We start from the raw sequence: 19,385 nt of genomic DNA on the forward strand, positions 1-19,385 counted from the left end.
CCCCTATTCGGCCCGCTGTTCCACGCGCAGGAAGCTCGTCGGGCGCAGACCCTCGGCCCCGTGACCCACGGCCACGGTGGCGGCCACAAGTTCGCGGACGAAGGCGTCGGCCCGCAGGCTGCCCGTGGGCTTCGACACCAGGGTGAAGGTCACGCGGGCGCCCTCCTGAGTCACCGAACCGGCCAGGTAGTCGGCCACCATGAGGGTCTTCTCCTTCTTCTTGCGCACCACGGTCACCGTCTCGGGCACCACCAGCGCCCGCGGTGCCTCGGAGAGCTCCACTTCGTAGGTGCTCACGGGGCAGGCTACGGAGGCCGCCGGATCCCTGGGTTCGATATAGCGGGCCGCCGTGGGGTACAGATCGGCGGGGCTCGCTTTCTGAAGGGCCGCCAGGGCCTTGTCGGGGGCCACGTAGTCGGTCAGAAACAGGTCGAAGAACTCGGATGTGCCCCCCACTCCCACGGGCAGCGCCGCGCCGAAGGCGATGCGCATGTGGGGGGAGAAGCCCTGGCTCACGGCGTAGGGCAGCCCCGCGCGACGCACGGACCGCTCCAGGGCCCGGGCCACTTCCAGATGGGACAGCAGGGCGAGACGGCCCGTCTCGCGGAAGGTCACGCGCAGGCGGAACAAACGGGGATCGGCCATTACGCCATCGCCTCCTCTTCGGAAGATCCTTCGCCTTCGCCCCGCGGGCCGCGCTCGGAGTCGTGCGGGGCCTCGGTCGTCGCCGAGCCCGCGGCCCTCACGGTGCGGTACGGATTCGCCCTGGGCGGCTCCACGGCCCCCGCGCCCGTCTTTCCCACGCGCTCCTCCTGAAGCTGGATGTCGGCGCCCAACGTGGGACAGGCCCCGCAGGCGGAGCAGTTCTCGAAGGTGCAGTCCGGCGTGGTGACGCCCTCGGCGGCCCGCGCCCGCTCGCGAGCAAGGAAACGGGACGACACGGCGGCGGTGATGTGGTTCCAGGGCAGCACATAGTCGGTGGGGAAATCGGCCTGGGCGATGCGGGCCGGATCGATTCCCAACGCCTCGGCGGCCCCGGTCCAGACCTCCTCGTCGAAATGCTCGGTCCAGGCATCGAAGCGGGCACCGCGACGCCACGCCTCCTCTACCCAGGCCGCCGCCTCGCGGCCCCCGCGGCTCATGACCGCCTCCACGAACGAAGTCGCGGGATCGTGGTAGTGCACGTCCACCGCCTTGTACTTCACCGAGCGCTTCAAAAGCCCCACGCGCCGCAGCGTCTCCTCGGGCGAGATCTGCCCGTCCCACTGGAAGGGCGTCTGGGCCTTCGGCACGAACACCGCGCACGACACGCTCATGCGCACGCTGCCCCGCTGCTCGGGGGGCACGGCGGCCTTGGCACGGTCGTAGGCCCGCTGAGCCAAACTCGCAATGCCCTTGATGTCCTCGTCGGTCTCGGTGGGCAGCCCCACCATGAAGTACAGCTTGCAGCGGCGCCATCCGGCGGCGAAGGCCGCATCGATGGCGCTGAACAGGTCATCCTCGGTCACATTCTTGTTGATGACGTCGCGCAGCCGCTGGGTGCCGGCCTCGGGCGCGAAGGTGAGGCCGCCCTTCTTCTGGCCCGCCACCAGCTCGGCCATCTCCACCCCGAAGGCGTCGAGGCGCTGGGAGGGCACGCTCACGCGCACACCGGTGCCGGCGCAGGCCCCGTTCACCCGGGTGAGGATCTCGGCGATCTGGGAGTGGTCCGTGGAGGACAGCGAGGTGAGGCTCACCTCGTCGTAGCCGGTGTCGGCCAGCCCCCGCACCACGGCGCTCACGATGTTGTCGGCCGACCGCTCGCGCACGGGGCGGTACATCATGCCGGCCTGGCAGAAGCGGCAGCCGCGGGCGCACCCGCGCAGCACCTCCACGTTCAGGCGGTCGTGCACCACCTCGGTGTAGGGCACCACCATGGGCTCGTAGGCGTCAGAGGCGGCGAAGCCCGTAAACACCCGCTTGTCCACCACCGGTGGCACGTCGTCGAACAGGGGCTCCACCCAGCTGCCGGCCGCCTGGGCCTCGGCCTCGCCGCGCCAGCGATACAGGCTCGGTACGTAGGCGCCGCCCACCTCCCGGGCCAGGGCCCGCAAGATGTCAGCCCGCGGGACGCCCTCGCCCCGCAGACGCCGGAGGAGGGACAGCGCCTCGGGCAGCTGCTCCTCCCCTTCGCCCACCAAGATCACGTCGAAGAAGGGGGCATAGGGCTCGGGGTTGTAGGCGCACGGACCGCCGGCCAGCACGACGGGGTCGCCCTCGGCCCGCTCGTCGCTGTGCAGCGGGATGCCGGCCAGATCAAGCGTCTCCAGGATGTTGGTGGCCGCCAGCTCGTGGGGCAGCGTGATGCCCACCGCATCGAACTCGGCCACCGGGGCGCAGCTCTCCAGGGAGAACAGCGGCACGCCCGCATCGCGCATGAGGTCGGCCATGTCCACGGCCGGCAGGAAGGCCCGCTCAGCCCCCATGCCCTCGGTGGCGTTCACCGCGTTCACCAAAATGCGCACGGCCTGGTTCGCCTGGCCCAGCTCGTAGGTGTCCGGATAGATCATGCAGAATTGGAAGGGGGCGTCGTCCTTCACGACGCAGCCCCACTCGTGGTTCAGATAGCGGGCCGGCCGCTCGACGCGAGCGAGCAGCGGCTCCACCCGGGGCCAGAGGTTAGTGCTTGGCATGGACTCCCTTTCCGTTCTTCCCGCGCAGGCCGCGCCACGTAGCGCGCCCCGCCTCTTTGGCGGTATCGACCACCTTGCGACCCGCTGGCGTGGAGGCAGCCTTCCCTGCCGCCTCCACGGCCTCGTCGCGGGCCTTCTGCACTACGTTGGCCACGCCCACGATGTCGCCGCCGGCCTCGAAGTACTCGATGGCGGCCCGGCCCATGGCCTCGGTGCCGGCAAATCCCACGGCCCCCTTGATGGCCCAGCCGAGCACCGGCACCACGCCCACGGCGGTACGCGCGATGTTACGGAACAGGAAGGCACCGCCCACCACGGCGGCCAGCTCCTTGATGCGCTCGGCCGACAGGGGCTGGCCGTAGGCCGCGGCAATCTGCAGCAGCATCTTCGCCTGGTTCAGGGTCATGATGGGCATGTCGGCCCCGGGGATGAACACCACCACGCCCACACCGGCGTTCTGGATGGCCGTGGCCCGCACCGCATCCAGAGACAACGGCCTGCGCACGAAGGGGAAGGCCAGGGCGAAGGCGAGCTTCTTGTCACGGCAGGCCGCGATGATCCACTCCCCCATGCGACGGTCCAACGTCGCGGCGGCCTCCTCGTCCAGGGCGATGGGCTCCGCGCCCGCCGGGGCTTCCTCCGCGGGCACCGCGTGCTCGAGGGCCTCGAGGGCGGCCGGCGCCTCGGCAGGGCGGCTCTCGGTGCTCCCGGCGGTCAGGCGCCGCGACAGGGTGGCGGCGGCGTCCCCCAAGGGGGTGGGGTCGGTCATATGGGGGGCCACCAGGTCCCCTTCGGGAATGGGGAACCCGGCCGCCTCGGCGGCGCGGGACACCGCGGCCGGGGCCGTGGCCACCACCATGACCGGAATGCCCGCGGAGCGGATATGGGCGGCGGCCGCGCCGATGGAGGGACTCGCCCCCGCCACGATCACGGCCATGTCGTCGGCTCCGTAGGGCTCGGGGGCGACGCCCTCCTCCAAATAGCCCAGGGTGACCCGGGTGCGGGCGCCGGCGCTCGCGAAGGCGCTGCGCACGTGGCCCACCACATCTCCAGGGGCCGTCTCGTCCAGAAAGACGGATACTGCCAGGGGCGTGTTGCGGGCAGCGTCGATGTCGGTGGCGGCGCTGATGAGCGCGGGAATGTCGAGGGGCAGGTTCATTTACGCGGCCTTCCTTCCTTGAATCGAGCGATGGGACCACACCGAGCCGATGAGCCCGATGAGCGCGAAATTGACGACCATGAACGACGAGCCGTAGCTTACGAACGGCAGCGGGATGCCCGTGATGGGCATGAGCCCCACGTCCATACCGATGTTCTCGAGAATCTGGAACAGCCACATGCCGACCACGCCCATGACGATGAGCATGCCGAAGAGGTCGTCGGCGGCCCGGGCGATGGACAGGCAGATGGCGATGAGGGCGGCGTACAGGGCGATGAGGGCCACCACGCCCACAAAGCCGAGCTCCTCGGCCAGCACGCAGAAGATGAAGTCCGTAGGGGCCTCGGGCAAAAAGCCGTGGGTCGACTGGGTGGCGTTCAAGAGCCCCTTGCCGAACAGCCCCCCGGATCCGATGGCGATCTTGGCCTGGGCCAGGTTGTAGCCGTCTCCGGACGGGTCGGCCTCGGGGTTCAGGAACACGAGCAGACGCCCGCGCTGGTAGTTCATCAGCAGGCGGTACTCCCAGGTGCCGTCGGGCAGCTGATACTTCAAAAGCTCGTCCACGGCGAACACCGCCGCGATGGCCGCCACGCCGGCCGCCACGGTAAGGAGCAGATAGCGGGCCTTGGCGCCGCCCATGACGAGCACCACCGCCGAGATGGCCATATACACCAGGCCCGTGCCCAAGTCGGGCTGGGTCATGATGCAGGCGAAGGGCACGAGCAGCAGGCCCAAGACCTTGCAGTACTCGCGCCAATCATCCAGAGTGCCCTGGTAGCGGGCCAGCAGGCTCGCAGCGAACAGCACCACCGTCACCTTGGCGAACTCGCCGGGCTGTACCTGCATGCCGATCTTGATCCAGGAGCGGGCGCCCATGCCGGCCGTGGTGCCGAGGCCCGGTACATGGGGCAGCAGGATGAGCACGATGTTGATGACGAGCAGGGCCGTGGTCATGTTGGCCAGGCGGCGGTAGTCGAAGCGCCACAGCACGGTCATGATGACGAGGCCGGCCCCCACGCCGGCCAGCTGCCGGTTGAAGCTGTAGTCGGCATCGCCCTGCACCGCCGACCAGCACACCAGAAGGCCGTAGCTGACCACAAGGGCGATGACCAGCAGGAAGGGCCAGTTCACGAGCGCGATCAGCGGCGGCCGCTCGGGACGGCCCTGAGAACGGTGGGAGCCGCGGGAGCCCAAGGCCCGCTGGCTCTTGTGCACGGAATGTATCTGGGGAAGCTCTGCCACGAACCCTCCTAGTCCTCGCGGCCGCCGGAGTCCACGGCGATCTCCACGGACTCGCCCGACGAGCCGGCCACGCGCTCGATGGTCACCGTGGAGGTGCCGGCGGCGTCGGCCATGAGCTCGGCCATGACCTCGGCCACCACCGGGGCGGCCGTGTCCGAGCCGCCGCCGCCCTGCTCCACGACGCAGGCCACCACGTATTTGGGGTCGTCGAAGGGAGCGTAAGCCACGAACCAGGCCGTGTCGTTCTGATCTTGTTTCTCGCCGGTGCCCGACTTGCCCGCCGCGTCGATGCCCGCCTCCTCGAACAGGGGGGCCACGGAATGGGACTCGCGCACCATGTCGTGGAGGGCGTCGCGCACGTAGGTGAGGTGCGCCTCGGTCACCTCGGGCGTGCGGCTCACTTCCGGCTCGAAGGTGACGACGGTCTCCCCGGCGCTGTTGCGCACCTCCTTCAGCAGGTGCGGGCGCATGATGGTGCCCGTGGCCACACCGGCGTAGGCGCAGGCGATCTGCAGCGGCGTGACGAGCACGTCGCCCTGGCCGATGATCATGTTGGTGTAGTCGCCGCCGCGCCAGACGGCCTCGGAGGGCACGTTGCGCCAGTGCTCGGCCTTCCAGGCCGGCGTCGGGATGAGGCCCACGGCCTCGCCCCCCAGATCGATCCCCGTGCGCTCGCCGAAGCCGAACTGCTCGATGTACTCCTGGAGCGCCGTGTCGGGCAGATCGCCGGATCCCTCGGGCCCGTGGTCGTAGAAAGCCTTGCCGATCTCGTAGAAGACGGTGTCGCAGGAGTTCACGATGCCGCCGTAGAGGTCCAGGGTGCCGTGGCCGGCGTGGTTCCAGCACTTCTGCACCACGCCGGTGTCGAAGCCGTCCCACTCGCCGGTGCAGTTCCAGGAGCTGCTCTCCGAGGCGAACCCGTACTCCAGGCCCGCCAAGGACGTGAAGGCCTTGAAGGTAGAGGCGGCCATGAACTGGCCCGACACCACGTTGTTGTTGAGCGGCGCATAGGCCTCTTCGCTGTTGTACTTGTCCATGAGGTCCTGGGAGAAGGCCCCGGTGAAGTTCGTAGGATCGAAAGTGGGGAAGCTCGACATCACCACTACCGAGCCGTCGGTCACATCAAGGGCCACCACGGCCCCCTTGCAGCCCTTGCCGGTGCCGATGACGCCCTCGCGCGGGGCGATGAGGTCGGCGAGGGCCCGATCGGCCACGTACTGGGCCCGGGCATCGATGGTGAGGTACACGTCGCTGCCCTTGGAGTCGTCGATATTGCTCATGACCGAGATGCGCCGGCCGTTGGCGTCCACCATCACCTTGCTCTCGCCGTGCTCTCCGGCCAGATAGGAATCGTAGGTGGCCTCCACGCCGGCCGTGCCCACGGTGTCGATGGAGAGGATCTCACGGCCCTCGGTCTTGTTCTCCATGATCTCGGGGGTCACGTTGCTCGTGTAGCCGAGCACGTGGGCCGCCAGGGCCCCGTAGGGGTACTCGCGCAGGGAGCGCTCCTCCACGGTGACACCGGGGAAGGCGTCGGCATGCTCGGCTATGAAGGCCACGTCGCGCAGGCGCACGTCCTGACCGAGCACGCGCAGGCTCTGGGCTCCCCCGCTCGCGTCCTTGATGCGCTGGAACAGCACGTTCACCGGCACCCCGAGCACCGTGGACAGGCGGCGCACCACATCGCGGTTGTCCGCCACCTCCGGATCGGCCAGCACGGCCTGAGCGGGGCGGTTCACGGCCAGGGGCACCCCGTTGGCGTCGTAGATGCACCCGCGGGGCGCCGGGGTCTTCACCGTGGTGTAGAGGTTCTGCTCGGCGGCGTTGGCGTACTCGGAGTTGCCGAGGATCTGCATGGTCCACAGCTTCGAGGCCAGCACGGCGAAGATGCCCGCCGCCAGGGCCCCTACGGCCGCGAACCGGGTTCCGAGGCCGTCGGAGGGCTTCTTGGCGGCCGTGGGGTCCTCCGAGGAGCCCACGGTCACCTCCCCGTCCCGGGCGGCTCGGGCCGAGGTGCGCCGCTCGAAGGGCGAGGTGCCCACGCCGACGGTGTCCAGCTGGCTGACCCCCTTGGTGGCTCCCACGGAGGGAGTGGAGCGGTTCGCCCTCACGGCGAGGGCGGCGGCGATGACCACAATGGCGATAACGGCCGCGAGCACGGCCACGATAATGGCAAGGAGCACGGGCGCCCCCTTTCTAGCGCAGAACCGGCGTCCCCGGTTGACCCAAGGGCTTGCCGACCATCACGCGGATGGCGATCGGGTACAGCAGAAGGCCGATGACGCAATCGTAGAGCATGCAGGGCAGCGTGCGGTACAGGAAGGCCTCGCCGAGGGAGACGCCCCCGCCGCTCGCCACGACGGCGATGCCGTAGAGCACCTCCGCGAGAACCGTGGAGGCCAGAAGAATCGCCACCGGCATGAACAGGGTATCGTTGTCCAGGGCGAGATAGAGCCGGGAAGCGAGAAATGTTACCAGCACGAGCACGAAGGCCATGGCCCCCACCGGGCCGCCGCCCACCAGATCGAAGATGAGGCCGCAGACGAAGGGGATGACGGGGCCCCCGTGGCCGGGGGTGGCCACGGGGCGCACGAGGCAGAAGGCCACGATGAAGTTGGGCACGGCGGCGAACAGGGCGATGGCCGGGGCCACGATGATCTGCAGCAGCACGGCCAGGACGGCGCCGATGAGGGCCGTCACCGTCTCGCGGGTCAGCTCCATCAGGCATCCCCCTCCCCGCCCGCGGCGTCATCGGGGCCGCCGTCGCCGGAGCCGCCCTCGGCGCCGTCGCCGTTGCCGTCGCCGTCGCTCTGGCCGCCCTCGCCCGTGTTGTCGGCACCGGAGGCCGGGGCTTGGTCGCTCGGGGCGGGAATAGAGCGGTCGGAGGCGTCCTCGGCGGCGCTGAACACCACGATGGCCTCCTCCATGAGGGAGACTGAGCCGTTGGGGGCCACGACGATCTTGCGGGTATCCTTGCCGGCGCTGCCCTCCACGCGGGCCACGGTGCCGATGACCAGGCCGCGGGTGTAACTGCCCCCCAAACCGCTCGTCAGCACCACGTCGCCCACCTGGATGTTCACATCGGCACCGATGTTCTCCAGGTACAGCAGGCCGTCCAAAGACCCGCGCACGATGCCCTCGGCACGGCTCGACTGGATCATGGCCGCGGCCCCCGACTGGGGGTCGGTGAGCAGGCGCACGCGGCAGGAGCCCGCCGACACGGAGATGACCTGGCCGACCACGCCGGTCGGCCCCATGACGGTCAGCCCCGTCTCCACGCCCGAGGAGGAGCCCACGTCCAGGGTGATGTCCTGGTTCCAGGCATCGGTGGAACGGCCGATGACGCGCCCGGCCACACCTCGGATGTCGTAGACGTCGCGGAGGTTCAGCAGACCGCGCAAGCGCTCGTTCTCCAGGCGGATCTCCTCGGAGGAGGTCAGCTGGGCCACCAGCTGCTCGTTCTGCTCCCGCAGGGCCGTCAGGGTAGCCTCGGAGGCGGCGTTGTCGCTGCCGGAATCCTCGGCCGCCTCCACCGCCTCGCCCAGGGGCACGCCGGCCATCTGGAGCGGGGCCACGGCCCCCTCCACGAGGGCCTGCACCCGGTGGATCGGGCCGTCCGGGCCCTCGGCGCTGTAGATGCCCACGAGCCCCAAGGCCAGCACGAGGGTGAGAATGAGCGGCACCCGTCCGACGGGCGCGGGACTGTTATTCTGGAAATTGAGAGCCATGAGCGGTGCGCGTCGCCCTTACTTGGAGCGCATAAGCGTCTGCTTGAGGGCCGTCGGCGTCTCGAGCACCTTCAGGCAGCCGGACACCACATTGGTGAGCGCCGTCTCGGACACCCACACGGGAATCTCCAGCTTGTCGGTGAGGTAGCGGTCCAAACCCGACAGAAGGCCACCGCCGCCCGTGAGCAGGATACCGTTCTGGATGATATCGCTGGCCAGGTCGGGGTTGGTCTTCTTGAAGGTATCCTTGATGTGCAGCACCATCTCCTCGATGGGGGCCTGCAGGGCCGCGCGCACGTCCTCGGACTGAATGGTCACTTCCTTGGGCTGCTCGGTGTAGACGTCCTGGCCGGAGATGATCATATCGCGCTCGCGACCGTCCTCGAAGGGCAGGATGGAGCCGATCTTGATCTTGATGACCTCGGCCGTGCGCTCGCCGATCTTGATGCCCAGAAGGTCGCGCAGGTGCATGGCGATGGCCTCGTCGAGGCGGTTGCCGGCCAGACGCAGGCTAGAGGAGGTCACGATGCCGCCCAGCGAGATAACAGCCACCTCGGTGGTGCCGCCGCCGATGTCCACCACCATGGAACCGGTGGGCTCGGTCACGGGCAGATCGGCGCCCATGGCAGCGGCCATGGGCTCCTCGATGAGGTAGGCCTGGCGCGCCCCGGCCTGGATGGCGGCCTCGAACACGGCGCGCTTCTCCACGGAGGTGGCGCCGCAGGGGATGCAGATGACGATGCGGGGCTTGGGCTGCCAGGGGTACTTCCGCTCGGAGGCCTTGTTGATGAAGGCCGACAGCATGGCCTCGGTCACGTCGTAGTCGGCGATGACGCCGTCCTTCAGGGGATGCTCCGCCGAGAAGGCGTCCGGCGTGTGGTTGATCATGTTCTTGGCCTCATGACCGACGGCGAGCACGCGGTGGGTGGACTTCTCTATGGCGACGACGGAGGGCTCGTTGATGACGATGCCCTCCCCGGTAATGGCAACGAGGGTATTGGCAGTCCCCAGGTCGATGGCCATGTCCGCGGACATCTGGCCGGTCAGGCTGGAGAACATATCAAGGAATGACATACAGGCAAACCCTTCGGAAAACGTATAGGTTACAGTCAGCCTCAGATTTTAGCACAGGCCCCCCAGAGGCGCGGAAACTCCACAGGTAGAGGGCAATTTCCGCGCCCCTTAGTGCACGCTGCAGGACAAGCAGGGGTCGTAGGCGCGAACGAGCTTCTCGATCTCCAGGCGAATGAGGGCGCCGTCGTAGCCCTCCCCCACCATCTTCTCGGCCAGCTGGCGCATGTCAGCTTCCAGATTCGCGATGTTCTGGGCCGTGGGGGTGAGGATGGAGGCGCGGCGCACCCGGCCGTCCCCGTCGAGCTCCAGCCGGTGGAAGAGGGCCCCGCGCGGGGCCTCGGTGAAGCCGGTGCCCACGCCGGCCCGCGCCGCGAAGGGCACCGGCGCGCTTGTGCCCGCAAACTCGTCGTCAGCCAGGCGCCGGCAGAGGGCGGCGCAGCGGTCGAGCACGTCCACCAGCTCCACGGCCTGGGCGATGTTGTTGGCGAAGGGGTTGTACTCCGGCGGCCTTAAGGACGCCTTGGCCGCGGCGTAGCGGGCGTCCTTGCAGAGAGCGTCCCAGCTGGCGTTCACCCGGGCCAGCGCCGCGGTCATATAGGGCGCGCCCGTGCGCCGGGCCCGGGCGAGGAAGGCGGCCGAGGAGCCCTGGGGGTATTCCTCGATCTCCTCTTCCACCGCAGCGGCCGCAAACTCGTAGCCGGCCCTCACGAAGCGGGCCGTATCGGAGGTGCACACCGGGTAGGCGCCCGGGGCCACCATGGCGAGCATGTCGCCGGCGGTCTCAAGGGCGATGGTATCGAAGTCGCGGAACAGATCGACGCTGGCCAGGGCGAAAGCGCGGGAGGCGTCCATGACCTCGGCCAGGCGGCGGTACTCGGCCGCCTCGATCTCGTGGGTGAATCCGCCCACCACCGCCGTGATGGGATGGATGGACCGCCCGCCCACCAGCGTGCAGAGCTCGTTGCCCAGGGCCTTCAGCCCCAGGGCTCGCTCCAGAAGATCCGGGTTCGTGTCGGCCAGGGGAAACACCGACTTGTGGCCCAAAAAGTCCGGGGCGGCGAACACGAACAGGTGCGTGGCGTGGTTCTGAAGATAGGAGCCGTAGACCAACAGCTCCCGCAAGGCCTCGGTGCGGTCGGTCACCGCCACGCCGAAGACGGCCTCGATGGCGCGGATATCGGTGACCACGTGACTCGCCGAGCAGATGCCGCAGATCCGGGAGGCGATGTAGGGCACCTCTTCGAAGGAACGGCCCACCACCATGGACTCGAAGAGCCGGGCCGGCTCCACCACGGCCATCTCGCAAGTGGTCACCTCCCCGTTCTCGATGACAACGCGGATGTCGCCGTGGCCCTCCACGCGGGCCACGTGATCGACGCTGATGCAGGTGGCGGTCATGGCTTACTCCTCCCCTGCCGGGGCCAAGGCCACGGCGTTGAACATCTCCAGGGCCTCGTCGAAGCGCTCGGGCGCGAAGCCGCGGCTGGCCGCGAAGGCGCGGGCCGCGTCCACGTTGGCGTCGGGCGAGAGGCCGGCGCAGCCGTTGCAGGCCCGGCCGAGACCGGGGCACTTCGCCCCGCAGCCGGCGCGGGTCACGAGCCCCAGGCACATCTGGCCGCGCTTATAGAGGCAGCCGCCCTCGCCCTGGGCGCACTGGCCGCAGAGGGTGGCGGTAGCATCCAGCCGGTTGCTGCCGTAGAGGGCTGCGTCCAGTACCCGCACGAACTCGAAGGGGTCGACAGGGCAGCAGTTCACCGTGAAGTCCACATCGATAACGGACGACACGGGCGCCGGGGCCCGCAGAACGCCGCAGGCCGCGGGAAGCCCCTCCCCGTAGACCGCTTCCGCATGGGACGCGAGCGCGCCGGCGGCCATGCCGGGAATGCCGCCGGTGGCCGCGCAGGACCCGATGGCGATGACGCAGGCCGCGCGCTGCCGCAGGGCGCGCACGGTCTCGGCCGCCTCCTCGGTGGTGACGGCGCCCTCGATGACGGCCACGTCGAAGGCCTCGGGCATGGGCTCCGACGTGGTGAGCTGCCAGTAGCCCAGCTCGATCTGGCCGAGCACCGCCAGAAGGTGGCGCTCGATGTTGGTGATGTTGATCTGGCAGCCGAAGCAGCTGGCCAGGCCTACGAGCACGACGCGCGGGGCGCGGGCCTCGCCGGCAGCGGTGTTCTCGCTCATTTACATCGACCCCTGGATGTTCTTGGCTTCCCAATAGTTGAAGACCGGCCCGTCGATACAGCAGTACTGATGTCCCACCTGGCAGTGGCCGCACTTCCCCACGCCGCACTTCATGTGGCGCTCGAAGCTCATGTAGATGCGGTCGTAGGGAATGTTCTTCTTCCGCATCTCGGCCACGACGAAGCGGTACATCACCGGCGGGCCGCACAGAGCCCCGAAAGTGTTGGCCGCGTCGATCTGGAGATGCTCGAAGGGCTTGGTGACGAGCCCCTCTTCCCCGTCCCAGGTCTCATCAGCGTGGTCGACGGTGAGGTACAGATCGAAGTCCTTGCGGTGGCGCCACATCTCGAACTGGTGGCGGAACATGACTTCTTGCGGGTTGCGCGAGCCGTAGATGATGGTGACCTTCCCGAACTCGCTGCGTTCATCGTGGATGTTGTTGATGAGCGAGCGCAGAGGCGCGATGCCGAGGCCCCCGGCCACCAGCAGCACGTCGTGGCCGCGCATGGCCTCGATGGGAAAGCCGCGGCCGAAGGGGCCGCGGATGCCCACGATCTCGCCGCACTGCATCCGGTGGAGCCGCTCAGTGAAGCGACCGGCGCGACGCACGGTGAGCTCGATGAAGCCGCGCTTAGTGGGCGACGAGGAGATGGAGATGGGCGCCTCCCCCACCCCGAACAGAGACAGCTCCACGAACTGGCCCGGGGCATGGCAGAACGCCTCGCGGATCTTCTCGTCCACGAGCCGGAACTCGAAGAGCTTCTCGGTGGCCGTGAGCTCGGTGATGGAGGTGATGCGGGCCGGCCAGGGCCGGTAGGGGTTGGCGGCCATGAGCTCGGCGCCGGTCATCTCGGGGCCCTCGTCGCGGTAGGGATGGACGGCCACGGTGGCGTGAGAGGCTCTACTCGCCATCGTCGGCCCCCTTTCTCTCGAAGAACTTCAGCACCTCGATGGGGCTGATGCCCACCTTGCAAGCGGCGGCGCACCGCCCGCAGCCCACGCACAGGCTGCGATCGTGGGTGGCCAGAAAGCCGTTGAGCTTGTGGTACATGCGATGGCGCACCCGCTCGGCGGCCGTGGGGCGGAAGTTGTGGCCGCCGGCTACCATGGCGAACTGGGGCGAGGTGCACCCGTCCCACACCCGCTCACGCCGGCCGGTCTCCGCGCCGGGATCAAGCGTGTCGCGGATATCGAAGCAGTAGCAGGTGGGGCACACGCTCGCGCAGGCGTTGCAGGACAGGCAGCGGCCGCCCAACTCGTCCCAGAAACCGTCCTCGTGGAAGGCGTCCATGAGCATGGGGATCTCCTGCACGTCGGGAATGGCCCCGTTGAAGGCCCCCTGGCGGGCGCGGGTGGCGGCGCGGAAGGCGGCGCGGTCGGCATCGGTGGCCTCGCGCACGTCGCAGGCCCCCTCCAGGATGTTCGCCGCCGTGACCGACCCGATGGACACGAGGAACGCCTCGCCGATGGCGTTCAGGAACAAATCGTAGCCGGGCCGGGCCTCTTCGGAATCCATGAGATGGCAGAAGCAGGTGTCGCCCGGCGTGCAGCTGACCCCCACGATGAGGGTGGCGTCCTGGTGGGCCCGGTAGTAGGGATCGGGATAGCGCGGGTCGTTGAACACGCTGTTCAGGTTCATGATGCCGTTGATGTCGCAGGCGTGCACCCCGAACAGCACCCGCGGGCGCACCTCGTCCACGTAATCGGTGACGGCGTTCTCCCGCGCGTCGAACTCGAAGAGGGTCTCGGTCGCCGGCAGGAAGTACTTCTTGGGCGAGGCGATGGTGGTGGGGTAGTCCAGTGCGATCTCGTCGAAGTCGGAAACGGCGGCGAACACGTATTTCTCGCCGCGCCTGACCGGCGCCACCACTTCATAGCGCTCCATGAAGGCCGCCACGAGCGAGGGCACGTCCGCGCGATCGATGACACGGTACAGCATAGGCGATCGAATTCCTTCGGTTCCCTGGGTCTTCTCCTTGGCCCTATGGTAACCGCTCGGGAGCGCTTGTGCGCCGACAGGTCGCCTGGCGGCCGAAAAACCAGATGAAACCTACCGCGCCCAGGATGGGAATACAGGCCATCCGCGCCCCTCACGCAGAAGAGCCCCCCCCCATCGGCAAGGCCGGTCCCACGCTTTCGTTTCCCAAAGACGAGAATTTGTGCAGCAAGTTCCGCGAAGTAGATGCCCCAGGGCCTGCAGACTGTAAAATTCCGCGGTTTTCACGGGAAGAGATCAGTCGGATCGGCCCACCAGTCCCCCTCGCATCTGCTTCGCGGAGTTTGCTGCACAAAAACGGGGAATAGAGAAACAGCGGGAAGCCCGTTCGGGCTTCCCGCTGTCGCACAGGCGCCGGAAGAGTTTCCACTCCGACGCGAACAGGTCAAAGGACCGCTTTTCCTAGGCGAAGAAGATCGCGATCTCGCGCTCGGCGGACTCGGGAGAGTCGGAGCCGTGGATGACGTTCTCGTCCATGATGAGGCCGAAATCGCCGCGGATGGTGCCCGGGGCCGCCTCGGCCGGATTGGTGGCGCCCATAAGCGAGCGGCACTTGGCCACAGCGCCCTCGCCGGAGATGACCATCTTCACCACGGGGCCGGAGGTGATGTAGGCGATGAGGCCCTCGTAGAAGGGCTTGCCCTCGTGCTCCTTGTAGTTGGCAGCGGCCTGCTCGGGGGTGACCATGCCGAGCTCCATGCGCTCGACGACAAGGCCGGCGCGCTCGAAGCGGTTGACAATCTCGCCGATGTGGCCGTTGCGCACGCCGTCGGGCTTGATCATGGAGTAGGTCTTCTGAATAGCCATGGGTATCCTTTCGAAATGGGGTTCAGGTCATGCAAACGGCCCGCACACAGGGCGGGCCGATTATGCCACAGGGGGCCAGGGCCTAGCTCTGGCTCGGGAAGTACAGCTCGATGTTGGTAACCTTCCAGCCGATGCCGTCGCGGGCGAGCGATACCTGGTAGGTGACCGTTCCGCCCTCGCCGGTGGCAGCGGTGGCATAGACCACCGAGTCGCTCATGGAGCGGTTCATGCCGTCGATGGTCACATTCGGGTCGGTCACCACCGGATCCAGCATGGCGGCCACCTTGGACTCCTCCACACTGCTGGCGAGCACCGTGCCCGGAGCAGCGGCCGGATCGGCGAACAGCGTCTTCACCACCTCGTCCTGGGTCGGCCAGCCATAGCCCTGGACGTAGGCGAACACGCCGGCCGCAGCGGCCAGCACAATGACGACCACGAAGAACAGCAGCACCTTCAGGCCGACGTTGCGGCGCTTGCGGTCCTGCTTGGCCAAACCGCGCGACCACTGCTCCAGTTCCGCGTCGGTGGCGGTGAAGAAGCGGTCGTTGTCCACGTTGTCGTAGGCGCCCACGTAGCCGGGGAAGTTGGCCGGATCCACCTCGTAGGGCTCGTCGTAGTAGAAGGGCTCGGCCGCGGCCTCGTCGTAGGCCTCCACATCGTAGACGCTCGAGCCGTCGGCGGCCACGTCGAGGCCGGACATATCGGCCAGCTGGAGCACCTGGGTGGCCTGGTTCTGCTCGGAGGTGCCCTGGGCCACGGCGCCCACGGCCCGCTGGTAGTCCACGCTCGCCGAATCGGACAGGAAGTAGGTCTTGTCGGCGATGGCCTCCTCGAAGGCGTGCACGGCCTTCTCCATCTGGCCGCAGGCCACGTAGGCCTGGCCAAGGGAGGCCTGGAGCTTGTTACGGGTTGCCGGCAGCATGTCGAACTGCATGGCGCTCTCGTAGGAAGCCACGGCATCGGCCGGGCGGTTCAGGGCCATGAAGCACACGCCCAGGTTCAGCAGGGCCTTGGTCGGATCGGGGTTCGCCTCGTCGAGGGCCGCCTCGCGGAAGGCCACGCCGGCCTCGGCGGACTTGCCGAGCTTCATGAGGGCATTGCCCATGCCCATGTAGGACTTGTAGGGCGTGGGGTTGGTGTTATCGGTGACCGACTTCTCGAAATAGCGGATGGCGTTGTCGTAGTCGCGCAGGGAGGCGTAGGCCATGCCGAGGTTGCACTCCACGGTGCCGAGCGCCCCGTAGGCCGGGTCGGCCGTGGCCTGGCTGTAGGCCTGGATGGCCTCCCGCGGGTTCTTCAGCTTCACCAGGCAGTTGCCGATCTGGTGGTAGAGCAGGCCCATCTCGCCGGGGGCCAAGGGGTAGTTCGTGTCCTGCAAGCATTCCGTGAACGTCATCAGCGCACCGCGGAAATCCCGCAGGCGGTAGCGCTCATTCGCTCGATCGAATAACTCGTTGTTCATAGACTTCCTTCGCTCGGTCTTCCTTGCAGGTAGAGGCCCCAGGGCCGCGGGCGGCCGCGCGGGGCCGCCGAGGGAGCGCCCTTAGGCGTTCTCGATGGTGATGGACTCGATGACGTCGCCGGCACGGAGCTGCCCGATGACGTCCTTGCCCTCGATGGTCTGGCCGAACACCGTATAGCCGGAATCCAGGTTGTGCTGGGGGCCCAGGCACAGGTAGAACTGGGAGCCGGCGGAGTTCGGATCCATGGAGCGGGCCATGGCCAGGGCGCCGTCCTCATGGGAGTTGTTGGGGTTGGTGGTGTACTCCTCCTTGATGGAGTAGCCGGGGTTGCCGGTGCCGAAGGGGGCGAAACCGGCGGCACGGCCGGCGGCCACCTGCTCGGGCGTGGCCTCGCGGGTGTTGGGGCAGCCGCCCTGGATCACGAAGCCGGGCACGTAGCGGTGGAACTTCAGGCCGTCGTAGAAGCCCTTCTGGGCCAGTTCCACGAAATTGCCCACGTGAATGGGGGCGTCGTTGCCGGCCAGCTGCACGCGCACGGTGCCCTTGGAGGTGCTGATGACGGCGATCTCCTCGCCGGTGGGCTGGTATTCGGGGGTGTACAGAGCCATGGGCCCTCCTTTTCCTCGCTGCGCGCCGCCGCGGGTGGGGGCCGGGGGCGGTGCGGATCGTATCTTTACATACGGGGAATGATTCTAACAGGTTAGCGGTCGGAACGCTCGAAAATGCTAACCACTTCCACATGGTAGGTCTGGGGAAAGAGGTCGACGGGCGTTGCCCGCGCCAAACGGTAGCCCGCGGCCTCGAAGCGGGCGACATCCCGGGCCCAGGTGGCCGGATCGCAGCTCACATAGGCCACCCGGCGCGGGGCCGCCGCGGCGATGGAGTCCACCACCCCCTCGGCCAAGCCGGCTCGGGGCGGGTCTACCACGAGGGCGTCCAGGTCCCCCAGCTCCGGCAGCTCCCGGGCCGTGTCGCCGCCGATGACCTCGATGTCCACCCCGGCCCGCTCGGCGTTGCGCCGCAGGTCGCGCACTGAGGAGCCGGCCGACTCCACGGCCACCACATCGGCCCCGGCCGCGGCCAGCGGCACCGAGAAGGTGCCCCCGCCGGCGTAGAGATCGGCCACGTAGTCGCCCTCTTCCAGCTCCAGGCCCTCCTGCACGAGGGCCACGAGCCGCTCGGCCTGGGCGGTGTTCACCTGGAAGAACGACGGGGCGCTCGTGAGGAAGCGCGCACCGGCCAGCTCCTCCTCCCAGCAGCCCTTGCCCGCGATGGCCTCCACCTTCTTCACCTTGCGGGCGCGGCCCGGCTCGGCCACCACGCGCACCAGCGAGGTGTTCTTGCAGGCCTGGGCCAATGTCTTGGCCGCCGCGGCCCGGGGGAAGGGGCCCGGCGCCGTCCACAGGGCCACCTCCACGTCCTTGGTGCGCAGGCTGCCGCGCACCCCCACGCGGAAGATGCCCAGGTCCTCGTTGCCCGAGAGGAACCGCAGGGCGCCCCGCAGGGCCTTCGGGGCCTTCTCGATGAGGCGGTTGGCCAAGGGGCACGCCTCGAGGGGAACCACCTCGGCGCTGCCCTCGGGGCGCATGCCGAGCACGAGGCGGCCGGCGCCGTCGGCGCCGCAGGCCAGCTCCAGTTTGTTGCGGTAGCCCCATTCCCGCTTCGAGGGGACGCACGGCGCCACGATCTCCTCGGCCCGAACCGGGTCCACCCGGCCCGTGCGCACGAGGGCGTCCGCGACGTTGGCCCGTTTGGCCGCCAGCTGGGCCGGGTAGGCCATGGGGGCCCAGGAACAGCCCCCGCAGCCGGCCGCGCAGGGGGGCGCCACGCGGTCGGGAGAGCTCTCCACGAGCCGCGCCACGGTGGCCCGGGCGAAGCGGGGCTTGGCCTCCACTACCTCCACCTCGGCCACATCCCCCGGGACGGCCCCCTCCACGAAGACGGTCTTGCCGTCAGCCAGGCGCCCCACGGCGGCCGACCCGTAGCTCATGCGGTCGATGGAAACGGTCTCGGTCATAGGGGCTCCTTCGGTCGGGCGCCGGGGCGGCGCGGGCGGCGCGGCACAGCGGCGAAAACGAGAAAGGGCGGACCTGCTGGCCCGCCCTGGTCAATCGTGGTGCCCTCGACAGGATTCGAACCTGCGGCACCTTGCTCCGGAGGCAAGTGCTCTATCCCCTGAGCTACGAGGGCGCATAGGGGTGCCCCTCATCGGGGCGCAGGCTATTATAGTGCAAAAGTCGCGCCCGCGCCGCAAAACTCCAAAATCCCCCACGGACGGCCCCGCCCGGCGGCCGCGACCCCTAGCCGAAGATCACCGTGAGGGCGCCCGGGATGCAATCGATGGCGAAGCGGTCGCCCTCGATCTTCTCGCCGTCGATCTGAGCGGGCGGCTCGCGGTCGAAGGACAGCTCCAGCGCCTCGGCGCGCTCGAAGTGGATGTGGCTGTTTCCAGTGTGGCGCCCGAAGCGGGCGGCCAGCAGCACGGCCAGAGCGCGCCCCGGCGCCAGCTTCGGCACGGCCCAGCACAGGTCGAGCAGGCCGTCATCGAGGGCCGCCTCGGGCGTGATGCGGAAGTGGCCGCCGTAGGTGGGCCCCACCTGCACGGCGAACAGGTAGCAGCTGCCCTTCAGGTGGATGGGGGCGAGCCCCGGCGCCACCCGCGGGACATTCAGCGCGAAGTCGTAGGTCTCGAGGTGATGGAACAGCTGGTCCACGGCGCTTTCCAGATACAGCCGCGTGCCGGCCCGGCCCGTGCGCACCCGCCGCTCCATGGTATCCAGGGCAATGGCCGCATCCAGGCCGAAGGAGAGCGTTTCCACGAAGTAGCGGCCGTTCACGCGCCCGATGTCGGCGGGGCCGGTGCGGAAGGCGAGGATCTGGTCGATGGCCCGCGGGATGGAAGAGGCCATGCCGAGGGTGGCCGCGTAGTCGTTGCCGGAGCCGGCCGGGATGACCCCGAGGGCCGGCCGGGCCGCCGCGGGGCGCTCCATGAGCCCGGAGGCCACCTCGTTCACGATGCCGTCGCCGCCCAGGGCGATGACGGCGGCCACCTCCTCCCCC

At 68.7% G+C, this 19,385-nt stretch carries 17 protein-coding genes and 1 tRNA gene; all 18 read right to left on the minus strand.

Going from position 1 to position 19,385, the window contains the following annotated elements:
- Window positions 1–3: 3 nt before the first annotated feature.
- Entirely contained in the window at window positions 4–645 is a 642-nt protein-coding gene (locus F8D48_RS09020; RefSeq protein ID WP_151431387.1) for a TIGR03936 family radical SAM-associated protein, read from the minus strand.
- Window positions 645–2,672, minus strand: a complete 2,028-nt coding sequence (locus F8D48_RS09025; RefSeq protein ID WP_151431389.1) for a TIGR03960 family B12-binding radical SAM protein — start codon at window positions 2,670–2,672, stop codon at window positions 645–647. The genes F8D48_RS09020 and F8D48_RS09025 overlap by 1 nt, the downstream gene beginning before the upstream one ends.
- Entirely contained in the window at window positions 2,659–3,831 is a 1,173-nt protein-coding gene (locus F8D48_RS09030; protein ID WP_151431391.1) for a YcjF family protein, read from the minus strand. Before F8D48_RS09030 ends, F8D48_RS09025 begins: the two co-directional genes overlap by 14 nt.
- Window positions 3,832–5,073: a rod shape-determining protein RodA gene (gene rodA / locus F8D48_RS09035; protein ID WP_420868754.1), complete on the minus strand. Its 1,242-nt coding sequence runs from the start codon at window positions 5,071–5,073 to the stop codon at window positions 3,832–3,834.
- 8 nt (window positions 5,074–5,081) lie between these two features.
- Window positions 5,082–7,256 carry a penicillin-binding protein 2 gene (gene mrdA / locus F8D48_RS09040; protein ID WP_151431395.1) on the minus strand — a complete coding sequence of 725 codons (2,175 nt, stop codon included), beginning with the start codon at window positions 7,254–7,256 and terminating at the stop codon, window positions 5,082–5,084.
- Between the two features lie 13 nt (window positions 7,257–7,269).
- Complete coding sequence (gene mreD, locus F8D48_RS09045) at window positions 7,270–7,794, minus strand: rod shape-determining protein MreD (protein WP_151431397.1); 525 nt, start codon at window positions 7,792–7,794, stop codon at window positions 7,270–7,272.
- Window positions 7,794–8,801 carry a rod shape-determining protein MreC gene (mreC, locus tag F8D48_RS09050; RefSeq protein WP_151431399.1) on the minus strand — a complete coding sequence of 336 codons (1,008 nt, stop codon included), beginning with the start codon at window positions 8,799–8,801 and terminating at the stop codon, window positions 7,794–7,796. The genes mreD and mreC overlap by 1 nt, the downstream gene beginning before the upstream one ends.
- A gap of 18 nt (window positions 8,802–8,819) precedes the next feature.
- Window positions 8,820–9,875, minus strand: a complete 1,056-nt coding sequence (mreB, locus tag F8D48_RS09055; RefSeq protein WP_016308611.1) for a rod shape-determining protein — start codon at window positions 9,873–9,875, stop codon at window positions 8,820–8,822.
- Window positions 9,876–9,983: 108 nt separating this feature from the next.
- Window positions 9,984–11,273, minus strand: a complete 1,290-nt coding sequence (locus tag F8D48_RS09060) for a Ni/Fe hydrogenase subunit alpha (protein WP_151431401.1) — start codon at window positions 11,271–11,273, stop codon at window positions 9,984–9,986.
- A gap of 3 nt (window positions 11,274–11,276) precedes the next feature.
- Window positions 11,277–12,059 (minus strand): NADH-quinone oxidoreductase subunit B family protein, encoded by a 783-nt coding sequence (locus F8D48_RS09065; protein ID WP_151431404.1) that lies wholly within the window; start codon window positions 12,057–12,059, stop codon window positions 11,277–11,279.
- Complete coding sequence (locus F8D48_RS09070; RefSeq protein ID WP_151431406.1) at window positions 12,060–12,971, minus strand: FAD/NAD(P)-binding protein; 912 nt, start codon at window positions 12,969–12,971, stop codon at window positions 12,060–12,062. It lies immediately after the preceding gene.
- On the minus strand, window positions 12,961–13,998 hold the full coding sequence (locus F8D48_RS09075) for a 4Fe-4S dicluster domain-containing protein (protein WP_151431408.1): 1,038 nt from the start codon (window positions 13,996–13,998) through the stop codon (window positions 12,961–12,963). Before F8D48_RS09075 ends, F8D48_RS09070 begins: the two co-directional genes overlap by 11 nt.
- Before the next feature lie 459 nt (window positions 13,999–14,457).
- The gene (gene ndk, locus F8D48_RS09080; protein ID WP_135970830.1) at window positions 14,458–14,862 is read right to left on the minus strand and encodes a nucleoside-diphosphate kinase; all 405 of its coding nucleotides are present in this window, start codon (window positions 14,860–14,862) and stop codon (window positions 14,458–14,460) included.
- A gap of 82 nt (window positions 14,863–14,944) precedes the next feature.
- Window positions 14,945–16,324, minus strand: a complete 1,380-nt coding sequence (locus F8D48_RS09085) for a tetratricopeptide repeat protein (protein ID WP_135970829.1) — start codon at window positions 16,322–16,324, stop codon at window positions 14,945–14,947.
- A gap of 81 nt (window positions 16,325–16,405) precedes the next feature.
- Window positions 16,406–16,933, minus strand: a complete 528-nt coding sequence (locus F8D48_RS09090; RefSeq protein WP_135970828.1) for a peptidylprolyl isomerase — start codon at window positions 16,931–16,933, stop codon at window positions 16,406–16,408.
- Between the two features lie 92 nt (window positions 16,934–17,025).
- Window positions 17,026–18,342, minus strand: a complete 1,317-nt coding sequence (rlmD, locus tag F8D48_RS09095) for a 23S rRNA (uracil(1939)-C(5))-methyltransferase RlmD (RefSeq protein ID WP_151431410.1) — start codon at window positions 18,340–18,342, stop codon at window positions 17,026–17,028.
- 97 nt (window positions 18,343–18,439) lie between these two features.
- Window positions 18,440–18,515: transfer RNA gene (locus F8D48_RS09100), tRNA-Arg, on the minus strand.
- A 110-nt stretch (window positions 18,516–18,625) separates the two neighbouring features.
- Window positions 18,626–19,385, minus strand: a 760-nt coding sequence (locus F8D48_RS09105) for a diacylglycerol/lipid kinase family protein (RefSeq protein WP_151431412.1), incomplete at its 5' end; no start/stop codon positions are given.

The organism is Adlercreutzia muris (assembly GCF_008831045.1).
Classification (GTDB): Bacteria; Actinomycetota; Coriobacteriia; order Coriobacteriales; family Eggerthellaceae; genus Adlercreutzia; species Adlercreutzia muris.

Excerpts from the sequence above, each read along its gene's own strand:
- F8D48_RS09020 (WP_151431387.1), bottom strand. The coding sequence starts at position 645 with ATGGCCGATCCCCGTTTGTTCCGCCTGCGCGTGACCTTCCGCGAGACG.
- F8D48_RS09075 (WP_151431408.1), bottom strand. The coding sequence starts at position 13,998 with ATGCTGTACCGTGTCATCGATCGCGCGGACGTGCCCTCGCTCGTGGCG.
- F8D48_RS09025 (WP_151431389.1), bottom strand. The coding sequence starts at position 2,672 with ATGCCAAGCACTAACCTCTGGCCCCGGGTGGAGCCGCTGCTCGCTCGC.
- mreB (WP_016308611.1), bottom strand. The coding sequence starts at position 9,875 with ATGTCATTCCTTGATATGTTCTCCAGCCTGACCGGCCAGATGTCCGCG.
- F8D48_RS09085 (WP_135970829.1), bottom strand. The coding sequence starts at position 16,324 with ATGAACAACGAGTTATTCGATCGAGCGAATGAGCGCTACCGCCTGCGG.
- F8D48_RS09060 (WP_151431401.1), bottom strand. The coding sequence starts at position 11,273 with ATGACCGCCACCTGCATCAGCGTCGATCACGTGGCCCGCGTGGAGGGC.
- F8D48_RS09070 (WP_151431406.1), bottom strand. The coding sequence starts at position 12,971 with ATGGCGAGTAGAGCCTCTCACGCCACCGTGGCCGTCCATCCCTACCGC.
- rlmD (WP_151431410.1), bottom strand. The coding sequence starts at position 18,342 with ATGACCGAGACCGTTTCCATCGACCGCATGAGCTACGGGTCGGCCGCC.
- F8D48_RS09030 (WP_151431391.1), bottom strand. The coding sequence starts at position 3,831 with ATGAACCTGCCCCTCGACATTCCCGCGCTCATCAGCGCCGCCACCGAC.
- F8D48_RS09090 (WP_135970828.1), bottom strand. The coding sequence starts at position 16,933 with ATGGCTCTGTACACCCCCGAATACCAGCCCACCGGCGAGGAGATCGCC.
- F8D48_RS09065 (WP_151431404.1), bottom strand. The coding sequence starts at position 12,059 with ATGAGCGAGAACACCGCTGCCGGCGAGGCCCGCGCCCCGCGCGTCGTG.
- mreC (WP_151431399.1), bottom strand. The coding sequence starts at position 8,801 with ATGGCTCTCAATTTCCAGAATAACAGTCCCGCGCCCGTCGGACGGGTG.
- mreD (WP_151431397.1), bottom strand. The coding sequence starts at position 7,794 with ATGGAGCTGACCCGCGAGACGGTGACGGCCCTCATCGGCGCCGTCCTG.
- ndk (WP_135970830.1), bottom strand. The coding sequence starts at position 14,862 with ATGGCTATTCAGAAGACCTACTCCATGATCAAGCCCGACGGCGTGCGC.